At 72.4% G+C, this 9,813-nt stretch carries 10 protein-coding genes; 1 reads left to right on the forward strand and 9 read right to left on the reverse strand.

Annotated features, from left to right (window positions below; genetic code table 11):
- The first annotated feature begins 140 nt into the window (after positions 1–140).
- Positions 141–506: a helix-turn-helix transcriptional regulator gene (locus ACFW2G_RS07885; protein ID WP_037918119.1), complete on the forward strand. Its 366-nt coding sequence runs from the start codon at positions 141–143 to the stop codon at positions 504–506.
- 388 nt (positions 507–894) lie between these two features.
- On the opposite strand, the gene ACFW2G_RS07890 is transcribed toward ACFW2G_RS07885, so the two are convergent.
- The 9 genes from ACFW2G_RS07890 to ACFW2G_RS07930 form a co-directional block, all read right to left on the reverse strand.
- Positions 895–1,530: an aspartate/glutamate racemase family protein gene (locus ACFW2G_RS07890; protein ID WP_384680877.1), complete on the reverse strand. Its 636-nt coding sequence runs from the start codon at positions 1,528–1,530 to the stop codon at positions 895–897.
- The gene (locus ACFW2G_RS07895; RefSeq protein ID WP_384445195.1) at positions 1,517–1,696 is read right to left on the reverse strand and encodes a hypothetical protein; all 180 of its coding nucleotides are present in this window, start codon (positions 1,694–1,696) and stop codon (positions 1,517–1,519) included. Before ACFW2G_RS07895 ends, ACFW2G_RS07890 begins: the two co-directional genes overlap by 14 nt.
- A gap of 25 nt (positions 1,697–1,721) precedes the next feature.
- Complete coding sequence (panD, locus tag ACFW2G_RS07900; RefSeq protein ID WP_037916477.1) at positions 1,722–2,144, reverse strand: aspartate 1-decarboxylase; 423 nt, start codon at positions 2,142–2,144, stop codon at positions 1,722–1,724.
- 1,465 nt (positions 2,145–3,609) lie between these two features.
- Positions 3,610–4,698, reverse strand: coding sequence for a histidinol-phosphate transaminase (gene hisC / locus ACFW2G_RS07905; protein ID WP_384582403.1), 1,089 nt, complete (start codon positions 4,696–4,698; stop codon positions 3,610–3,612).
- A gap of 27 nt (positions 4,699–4,725) precedes the next feature.
- Positions 4,726–6,051, reverse strand: coding sequence for an ATP-grasp domain-containing protein (locus ACFW2G_RS07910; RefSeq protein ID WP_384582405.1), 1,326 nt, complete (start codon positions 6,049–6,051; stop codon positions 4,726–4,728).
- Between the two features lie 56 nt (positions 6,052–6,107).
- On the reverse strand, positions 6,108–6,947 hold the full coding sequence (locus ACFW2G_RS07915; protein ID WP_384582407.1) for a TauD/TfdA dioxygenase family protein: 840 nt from the start codon (positions 6,945–6,947) through the stop codon (positions 6,108–6,110).
- The gene (locus ACFW2G_RS07920) at positions 6,929–8,167 is read right to left on the reverse strand and encodes an MFS transporter (protein WP_384582409.1); all 1,239 of its coding nucleotides are present in this window, start codon (positions 8,165–8,167) and stop codon (positions 6,929–6,931) included. The genes ACFW2G_RS07915 and ACFW2G_RS07920 overlap by 19 nt, the downstream gene beginning before the upstream one ends.
- The gene (locus tag ACFW2G_RS07925) at positions 8,157–9,569 is read right to left on the reverse strand and encodes an FAD-binding oxidoreductase (RefSeq protein ID WP_384445205.1); all 1,413 of its coding nucleotides are present in this window, start codon (positions 9,567–9,569) and stop codon (positions 8,157–8,159) included. Before ACFW2G_RS07925 ends, ACFW2G_RS07920 begins: the two co-directional genes overlap by 11 nt.
- Entirely contained in the window at positions 9,566–9,778 is a 213-nt protein-coding gene (locus ACFW2G_RS07930; RefSeq protein ID WP_037916470.1) for a ferredoxin, read from the reverse strand. Before ACFW2G_RS07930 ends, ACFW2G_RS07925 begins: the two co-directional genes overlap by 4 nt.
- Between the last annotated feature and the right edge of the window lie 35 nt (positions 9,779–9,813).

Consider the following 9,813-nt stretch of genomic DNA (forward strand, 5'->3'; position numbering starts at 1 on the left):
GGCGGGGTCCATGCCGGTGGACCGCACGTCACCAGGGGCACCCACCGGGTCCCGAGTTGCAGGGATCTGCAATCGTGGAGGTCACAGGTGTGAGGAGGGCGAACGGATGCCCCACGAAGGAGCGGTCCCGGGTGGATGAGATGGGTAGTCACGGCAAGGCCACGCAGGCGAGTACGCCGCTGTACCAGCTGAAGTCCGAGTTCTTCAAGACGCTCGGGCACCCGGTCCGCATCCGCGTGCTGGAGCTTCTGTCCGTACGTGAGCACGCGGTCGCGGAGATGCTGCCGGAGGTCGGGGTGGAGGCCGCGAGCCTCTCGCAGCAGCTGGCCGTCCTGCGCAAGGCCAACCTGGTGGTCACCCGCCGGGAAGGGTCGAACGTCCACTACTCGCTCGCCGACTCCCGGATCGCCGAACTCCTGGGGGTCGCCCGCAGCATCCTCTCCGGCGTCCTGGAAGGCCAGGCCGAGCTCCTGGCGGACCTGCGCGCCAGCCGGACCGGCCCGTAGGCGATACGTCACGGTGACGCCTCGGGCTGGGCCCGCGCCGCGTGCGGCGGCCGCCCTGCCGTCTGTGCGGGTTCACCGCGTCCGTCACCCCGGAAGCCCGTCCGCGGTTCCCCGCCCTGCCCGGACAGGACGCCCGAATCGGAGCCCTCCGGATCATACGTCAGCTCCAGGGGCCGGGCTGGGGAACCGGCGCGGGGCCCGGGGGCGGGGGTACCGGGTCCGGCTCGGGGACGGGACCGGGTACGGGCGGCACCGGGCGCGGGATCGGCTCGGGGTCCGGGAACGGGCTGGGCGCCGGTGTCGGGTCGGGCTCGGGGGCCGGCGGCTGCGTGTCTTCGAGTTTTCGCACCATGTACGGCACTTTCCCGCGATTGCGCCCCGTACGCCCCTATCCTGCGGCCGAGCGGGCGAGCGCGGCGGCGAGGCCCGGCCCGGGGCTGGCCAGCACGGGGATCCCGGTCGTGGCCAGCTCGGCCGCCCCGGCCATCGACGCCTGGGCCAGGACGATCACGTCCGCGCCGGTGACGGCGTCGGCGGCCTCCGCCACCTGGGCGAAGTAGCGGGCCGTGTCACCCGCCTCGAAGCTCGCCCAGGCGCCGGCGACCAGGTGCGTGCGCACGGACACGGGTCGCCCCGCAGCCTCCTCGGCGAGCAGCTCAACGGTCGGGGCGAAGGTCGACGCCAGGGCTGCGAGGACCGCGATCCGCGGGCCGGTGCGCACGGCAGCGGCCGCCATTGGCCGGTCCACCCGCAGCACCGCGGAACCCAGAGCCGGAACCAGCGCCTCGGCGGTCGCCCCGATGGTGGAGCAGGTGACCAGCACGGGGCCCGGCCCGGCTGCGGCGAGCAACTCCAGCAGGGCCGGAGCCACGGACCAGGGCCCGTGCGCGCGGGCCCGGTCCAGCAGCTCCGGCACCACCAGGTGCCGCAGGACCGCCCCGGGGTGGTGCCGGTCGCGCAGCGCTTCGAAGACGGGGACGTGCACGGGCGAGGTGTGCAGCAAGGTCAGGTCACAGCCGGTCACAGCGGGCCGGAATCGACGACCGGATGCACCGCACCGAGGCGTGGGGCGGTTCGGCGAGCACGAAGGAGGCGATGTACCCGACCGCCGTCCCGTCCTCGACGGCAAGCCGCCGCCCGGCCTTGCGCTTGTTCCGGAACCCGAGCGGTGAGCTCATGCTCCGCGGCACGCAATTCCCCGGCTCCTTGTGGGGCTCACCGGACGGCCACGGCCTGGGGGCTGCGCTCCTGGTCCGTTCCCGGTACCGGCGCGGAGGGGTCGGCGCCCAGTTCGACGATCCGGTTGTCTGCGTCGACGTGCACGACGCGTGGCTTCAGCACCCGGGCCTCGGCGTCCTCGACCTGCGCGTAGCTGATGAGGATGACGAGGTCCCCGGGGTGCACGAGGTGCGCGGCGGCGCCGTTGATCCCGATCACCCCGGATCCGCGCTCACCCTCGATGACGTAGGTCTCCAGCCTCGCCCCGTTGGTGATGTCCACGATGTGGACGAGCTCCCCGGGGAGCAGGTCGGCGGCGTCCAGCAGGTCGGCGTCCACGGTCACGGACCCGACGTAGTGCAGGTCGGCCTGGGTGACGGTGGCCCGGTGAATCTTGGACTTGAACATGGTGCGCAGCATGTTGGTCTCCTGTAAGACGGCTCCCTGCCTGCTTTCTGCAGGTCAAGGGCGTTCTGCACTCTACACCGGCAGGCATCGGATCGGAGATCTAAAGGAAAATCCACTGCCTCGGACGAGAAGGCTCCTGGCCTGCACTTCCGTAGGCACCGGGCTGTTGCGACGCTGCCGACCAGCGTCGCATCGGACAGCCGCTTTGGACTGTGGGGGGCCGATGCTGACTTTCCTGACGGCACGTCACGCAGATCGGGAGGGCTCAGGCCGACTCGCTTCCCCAAGGAGCACCTCAGGCTTGCCTACCGTGATCAAGCAACCGGTCACCGCGAGCCAGGTCGCACCCTCTGCGTCCGGGGGCCGACTGCCGTACTGCCATGACGCAGTTCCACCGGCCCTTCGCTCGGCCGCAGACGGTACCGGCTGAGTTGTCCGGGCCCCGAACTGGACCCGGCTGTTGGGATTCGAAACGAGCGAGGAGACGCCCCGCGCACAGGCGACACGCGCCCGCAACCGCAGCACGAAGAAGAGACCGAAGGTGAACTCCTCCTCCCCACCTACCTCCCAGCCGCCCTCGTACGACGTTCCGGGTTCCTGATCCACGGCGGATCAATAGCGGCCGCTCACGCTCCCGTTCCGCCGTAGCGGCCGCACGAGGCGCCCTCCCCCTGGACGTAGCGGGAGCACGATCGACGGAACGACGCCGCGCCACACGGCACCGGCCCGCGCGGTGACATCGCGTACGCGGCGAGCCGCTGGTACCGAGCACCGCACCCTCCGCCTCGCCCCGCAACGGCTCCTCTTCCTCTTCGGCGAAATGGACCGCACCGAAGGACGCATCGAGGACGCTGTCCGGCGTTATGGAAGGTCCGCCGACATCGCAGCCGGACTCGGTGGTCGAGGAGCAGGCTCACGCGCTGCTCGGCGTGCGGTAGCCGGACCGACGCCGGGGATGGCGTCCATCCGCTCCACCAGCCCCGGCCCCGGCCGGGTGCTGTCACCGCCGCCATCGGGACCGTCGGGGACGGGCAGGTTCTCGATCGCGCTGGTGATCCGGGCGGACAGCTTGTCGATCTGGGGTGTCCGACCCGTCACGCTGACGCCGGGCCCGGACAGCGGTGCTGTCTCGTAACGACTGCCGGGCGGGAAACACGGGGGGAGCCCGGCACGCGCCGGGCTCCCCCAGGTGGATGCGGTGTGGCCCTGGGCGTCACTCAATGTAGTGGGGTGGGCATTGAGGTCCTCGGCTACGTCGATTTCGCGCCGCATTCGGGCTGCCGGAATGTCTCGGTGCGACCGTCAGAGCTTGAGCGCGACTTGGATTCCGATGGCTTTGTGCGTCGCAGCGAAGGTGGCGGCCTGACCTCCCTCCTTCATCCCTACCCGGTCCATGGCGTAGTCCGTGCGCACACCTCGGGCAGCTGCTTGCACAGCGGAACACTCACCTGGCGGCGCAGGGAGCTCTCCGGCCCGGCTATCGGAGACGGTCGACCCGGGTTGCCGATGACCGGCGGCCCCGGTAGCGGGCGGCCGCGGAGAGGAAGGCGTCATTCTCCTCCGGCAGACCGACGGTGACGCGGACGCCGTCGCCGGGGAAGGCCCGGACGAGCACGCCGCGGCGGGCGCAGAAGTCGGCGAAATCGCCGGCCTCCTCCCCCAGCGGCAGCCATACGAAGTTGGCCTGCGAAGGGGTCACCGAGTGGCCGTCGCGGGTCAACAGGGACTGCAGACGCTGCCGTTCGCGGACGATCGCCGCGGAGCGCGAGCGCACCTCCTCGGGGCGGTCGAGTGCGGCGAGGGCAGCGGCCTGGGCGAGCCTGCTGACCGCGAAGGGGACGGCCACCTTGTGGACGGCGGACACCACGGCAGGCGCGGCCACGCAGTAGCCGATGCGCACGCCGGCAAGCCCGTACGCCTTCGAGAAGGTGCGCAGCACGGCCACGTTCGGGCGGTGCCGGGCCAGCGCGATGCCGTCGGGCACGTCGGGATCGTCGACGAACTCCCGGTACGCCTCGTCGAGTACGACCAGGACCCGGTCGGGGAGGCGGTCGAGGAAGTCGCCCAGTGCGCGGCCCCGGACCGCGGTCCCGGTGGGGTTGTTGGGGTTACAGACGAAGACGACGCGGGTGTCGCGGGTGACGGCGGCGAGCATCGCATCCAGGTCGTGCCTGTGTCCGGCGTCCAGGGGGACGGTGCGGGCTCGTAGTCCGGCGACCCTGGCGAAGACCGGATAGGCGTCGAAGGACCGCCAGGCGCACAGGACTTCGTCGCCCGGGCCGCAGAACGCCTGGATGAGATCGCGGCAGAGGCTCACCGACCCGCAGCCGACGGCGATCCCCTCCTCGGGGACGGCCAGGTCGTCGGCCAGGCGGCCGACCAGGGTGTCGGAGAACCACTGCGGGTAGCGGTGGCCTTCGACGGCGGCGCGGGTGATGGCCTCGATGACGGCGGGCGGGGGCGGCAGCGGCCCCTCGTTGGAGTTGAGCACGATGGCGTCGGGCGCCGTGCCGGGAATGTTGTAGTCGGGCACGGCGGCCAGGTCGGCTCTGATGGCAACACCCATGGGGCTCCTCGGAGTATGCGGGCGCAGTCAGTTCGGGGCGAGTCGGAACACGTCGTCGGCCAGCAGCCGGATGCGGCGTTGGTCGGCGAGGAGCTCCTCCTGGCTGTCGCCGGTCAGGAAGACGCGCAGCGGGCTGGACAGCAGGTCGACGGTGGGGCGCATCCGGTCGCCCGGGGCCAGCCGGGGCACGGCCAGGTGCACCGTTTCCAGGGCACGGATGCGGGCCAGGGCGTGCTCGTCGACGGCCTCGACGAGCCCGCCGCGGGTGGTCCGCACGTGGACGACCATCCCCGCCCGGTGCTTGCGGTACAGGGTGTCGCCGGGGTGTTCGCGCCGGTACTCCTCGGGGCGTACGCAGGCGAGTGCGAGCAGGTCGGCCTGGTTCCCGTCGAGGCAGGAGTCGTGGTGGCCCGGGTCCATGATGCCGTCGAGCCTCGCGCCCACCTCGACGAGTACCGGCCCGGCGGCGGTCATCATGATCTCCGCGTGGGCGGCGCCGAACCGGATGTCCAGAGCGTCGAGGACGGTGTCCAGATAGGTGACGAGGGGTTCGACCTGTGGCGCGTCGGGGTCGATCAGAACGTCGCGGTCGTAGACCGGCCGGGTGCCGACGAGGGTCTTGTCGTAGCGCCAGACGCCGCAGACATGCCGTGCGCCGCCGGGACCTCGGACGACGTCCACGATGTATTCGGTGCCGTCCAGGAAGGACTGGGCGAGCAACTCGTCGTTGTGCCGGCCGAAGATGTCCCGACTTCCGAGGATCTCGGCGGCGGCGGCGCGGACCTCGTCCGGGCCCCGGCAGACGGAGACCTTGTCGGTGGAGGCCGAGCTGAGCGGTTTGACGACGACCGGGTATCCGGTGGTCCGCGCCCAAGCGAGCACTTCCGCCGCATCGTCGGTCTTCAGCTGGTCGGCGCAGCGGATGTCGGCGGCGCGCAGTGCCTCGATCATGCGGTACTTGTCGCGGCGCAGCGCGGAGGTGGCCGACGGGTTGCCGGGCAGGCCCAGCAGTTCGGCCGTCCGGTCGGCCGGCGGGACACCGGTCTCCTGGCCGGGGAGCACCCCGCAGGGGTGGTAGGAGGCCAGCTCCTTCACCGTACGGGCGGGGTCGGCCCCGTCCTGGACCACGTTGGCCAGGTACGGGCGCAGGTCCGGCGGGGGTACGCAGTCCAGGAACTCGGGGGTGCTCTGGAGGTGTACGACGTCCGCGCCGAGCTTGCGGAAGGCGGCGGGCAGGTACTTGCCGACCGAGTAGCCGTCGACGATCACGCCGACGGGCGTTGTGCCACGCCGGTCGTGCGGAACGGCGTACGGGTGTGCGTGGTGGCCGGGGTGGTCGGGGGCGGTGGGCATCGCGGGTCCTCTCTTCGTGGGCGGGCGGGGGCCGTCGGCCGGGTGCCGGGGCCCGCTCACGCGGCGGCGACGCTGACGCGGTGGACGGTCCGGGAGACGCCGGGCGGCAGGTCGGTGGCGACGTGGTAGGTGGTGGCTGTCTTCCACAGCAGCAGGTCGTGCGGGGTCCAGCGGTGGGTGTAGCTCCGGTTGGGGTCGGCCAGGAGAGTGTCGACGAGGTCGAAGAACGCCTCGTTCTCGTTGGCGTCGAGGCCGACGACCCGGTCCATGTAGGCGCGGGCGGCGTACAGGAAGCGGCGGCCCGTGTGCGGGTCGCGGCGGACGACGGAGTGTTCGACGGCCGGGTACTGGCGGGCGATGAGGGCCCGTACCTCGGCGATGGACAGGCCCACGTGCTCGGGGGCGATGCGCTGCTGTTTGGTGAGGGTGTGCAGCCCGACGCGGTCCTCCAGGAAGGTGCGCCACTGCTCGGGCAGCCGGTCGTAGACGTCGGCGGCGCTCGCGAAGACGGTGTGGCCGTGGTCCTCGGGCACGTGGACGCCGTACAGCACGGTGTAGGCGGAGGGGTCGGCGTCGAAGGAGGAGTCCTGGTGCCAGAAGTGGCCGACCCGCTCGATCCCGACCGGCAGGCCGTCCTTGCGCTCGTTGGAGGAGACGAGGATCTCGGCGAACTCGGGGTGGCGCCAGTCGGCGAGGAGGAAGGGGACGGGGCGGCCGATGCGGGCGGCGAGGCCGATCTGCTGCCGGGGGGTGAGTTCGATGCCGCGGACGACGACGAGGTCGCGCCGGTGCAGGGAGTCGACGACGTCGGCGAAGACCTCCGGGCGGGTGAGTTCGGCGTGGGTGAGTCCGCTGTACTCGACGCCGATGAAGGGGGTCAGGTCACGCTTGAGCACGGTTCCTCCTTGTGCCAGGTGTACGGGTTGGTGCGGGCCGCGAGCAGCAGCAGGCAGGCGGCGCAGACCGCCGCTCCGGCGGCCGCCCACGGGGCGCCCGGGTGGCCGGGGGCCGAGATGTGCAGGGCGAGTTGCGGGGCCGCGATGAAGGCCAGGTTGACGCCGCCGGAGTACAGGCCCATGTTGCGGTCGGCGGCCGGGCCGGAGAGCCGGCTGACGTAGGCGAGCAGGCCGGGGAAGACGACGATCTCCCCCGCCGTCCACACGAGGGTGGCGAGCACCAGCTCCGGCCCGCTGTCGGCAAGGGCCATGAGCAGGAACCCGGTGCCCCCGAGCGCGTAGCCGCTCAGCAGCGTCGCCAGGTGTCCGACGCGTGCCATGCGGATGTTGAGCGGGACCTCGAACAGGACGATCCCGACGGCGTTGACGGTGAAGACGACGCCGGCCCAGTAGCCGGGCAGGCCGAGGCCGACGATGACGTAGGCGCCGACGAAGACCGAGGGCAGCGCGTAGGCCAGCTGGATGGGCAGCGAGAGGCCGAACACGCTCCAGAACCGGGTGCGTTCGGCCGTCGTCTGCCGGACCGGGCCGCGCGGGCGGGTCCCGTGGCCCGGTCCGCCGACGGCGGTGTCCGGTCCGGCGGCGGGCCGGCGTTCGCCGCAGCGGTGCAGGAACGCCGCAGCCGCGAGGACGCACAGGGCGTTGGCCCAGAACACGGCGTGCGGGTCGAGGGCGTAGAGCAGGGCCCCGAGGAGCGGGCCGGCCGACAGTCCGAGGTTGATGGCGAGCCGGTAGCAGGAGAAAGCGGCCTTGCGCTGCTCGGGCGGTGACCCGGCGATCGTGGCAGCGTAGGCCGCCGGGGTGACGATCTCGTACGCGAACCCCCAGATCATCACCACCGTGATGAGCGCGGGCAGGCCGTTCAGCAGCGGCACCACCGTGACCGCGGCGGCGCCCAGCAGGAAGCCGCCCCGCATCAGGGCGTACGGGTGCAGCCTCGCGAGGAGCCGTCCGGCGGCCAGGTCCGCGGCGAGGGCGCCGACCCCGAAGGTGGTGACGGCCAGGCCCGCCTCGGCCGCGTCCAGACCTCCGCGGCCCAGCAGGTACGGGGTGAGGAAGGGGTAGGCCATGGTGCCGGTGCGGAAGATCAGGGTGGTGAGGAACAGGGTCCGCAGGGGCGGGGCGAGCCCGGCCACCGTCCGCAGGGTCTCAGCCGGCACGGCGGGTCCCGGCCGGCCTCCGGGCGAACACGGCGGCGGGGTTGAACAGGCCTGCCGGGTCGAGGGCGTCCTTGAGGTCGCGGTGCACGCGCAGGGCGACCGGGCCCAGTTCGCGTTCCAGCCAGTCCTGCTTGAGCTTGCCGACTCCGTGCTCGCCGGTGATAGTGCCGCCGAGGGACAGGGCGAGGGCCAGAATCGCGTCGAACGCCGTCCGGGCGCGGGCGTACTGCTCGGCGTCGTCGCCGTCGTAGAGGACCGTGGGGTGCATATTGCCGTCGCCCGCGTGGCCGACGACCGCGACGGTCAGCCCCGCGTCGGCGCCGATCCGCGTACAGCCCTCGATCAGATCGGCGATGAGGGTGCGGGGCACGGCCACGTCCTCGGTCATGCAGGCGCCCCGGGCTTCGAGGGCGGCGAGGCTCACCCGGCGGGCACGCAGCAGCAGGGCGCCCTCCGCCGCGTCCTGCGTGGCGTGCGTGTACACCGCGCCGGCTTGCCGGAACATGCGTTCCATCTGGTTGAGTTCGGCTTCGCGGGTGCCTTCCGGCGCGTCGGACTGGCAGAGCAGCAGGGCTTGGTCGCCTTCGCCAGCGAGCTCGGTGCCGAGGTAGGCAGACGAGGCCCGCAGGGAGGTCGCGTCCATGATCTCCATGAGGGAGGGCACGAGGCCGGCCCGGACGATCCGGCTGACGCTGGCTCCCGCCCGGGCCACCGAGTCGAAGGCCGCGATGACGGTGCCGGGCGCGGAGGGCAGCGGGCGCAGGGCGAGAGTGGCCCGCGTGATGACCCCGAGGGTGCCCTCGCTGCCGACGAGGAGGCGGGTGAGGTCGTAGCCCGCGACGCCCTTGACGGTGCGGCGGCCGGTGCGCAGGAGGGAGCCGTCGGCGAGGACCGCGTCCAGGCCGAGGACGTAGTCGCCGGTGACCCCGTACTTGCCGCAGCACAGGCCGCCCGCGTTGGTGGCCAGGTTCCCGCCGAGGGTGCACGTATCGAGGCTGGAGGGGTCGGGCGGGTAGTACAGGCCGTGGGCGGCGGCGGCCGTCTTCAGGTCCTGGTTGACGACGCCGGGTTCGACTACGGCGATCCGGTTGTCCGGGTCGAGTTCGAGAATCCGGTTCATCCGCGTGGTGGCCAGGACGACGCAGCCGTCGACGGCGTTGGCTGCGCCGGTCAGGCCCGTTCCGGCGCCCCGGGGAACGATCGGGACGCCGGCCGCCGCGCAGGCCCGTACGCATGCTTGCACCTGCTCGGCCGAGGCGGGCAGGACTACCGCGAGCGGCCGGCCGTACGGGGCGAGCGGCATCATGTCGTGGGCATATCCGGTGGTGACGTCCGGGTCGGTGACCAGGGCGCCCTCGCCGTCGAGGGCGGCGCGGAGGGCGTCCAGCAGGGAGGCGGTCATGCCGGCCGCCCGCCGGGGGTGGTGACGAGGATCGCCCGGGCGGGGCACAGGTCGGCAGCCTCCAGGACGGCGTCGGCGAGGTGCGCGGCCGGTTCCGGGTCCAGCAGCAGGACGATGCCGTCGGTCTCGTCCTGGTCGAAGACCGTGGCGGCGGACAGGACGCAGTGGCCGGCGCCGACACAGCGCTCGGGATCGAGGGTGACCTTCACGGGGTCGGCTCCTTCGGTACGGGGGACGGGCGGCG

Origin of the sequence: Streptomyces sp. NPDC058880 (assembly GCF_042742535.1) — a bacterium.
Classification (GTDB): Bacteria; Actinomycetota; Actinomycetes; order Streptomycetales; family Streptomycetaceae; genus Streptomyces.

Coding starts and splice junctions, on each gene's coding strand:
- hisC (WP_384582403.1), bottom strand. CDS start 4,698: ATGGGTGTTGCCATCAGAGCCGACCTGGCCGCCGTGCCCGACTACAAC.
- ACFW2G_RS07910 (WP_384582405.1), bottom strand. CDS start 6,051: ATGCCCACCGCCCCCGACCACCCCGGCCACCACGCACACCCGTACGCC.
- ACFW2G_RS07925 (WP_384445205.1), bottom strand. CDS start 9,569: ATGACCGCCTCCCTGCTGGACGCCCTCCGCGCCGCCCTCGACGGCGAG.
- ACFW2G_RS07885 (WP_037918119.1), top strand. CDS start 141: ATGGGTAGTCACGGCAAGGCCACGCAGGCGAGTACGCCGCTGTACCAG.
- panD (WP_037916477.1), bottom strand. CDS start 2,144: ATGCTGCGCACCATGTTCAAGTCCAAGATTCACCGGGCCACCGTCACC.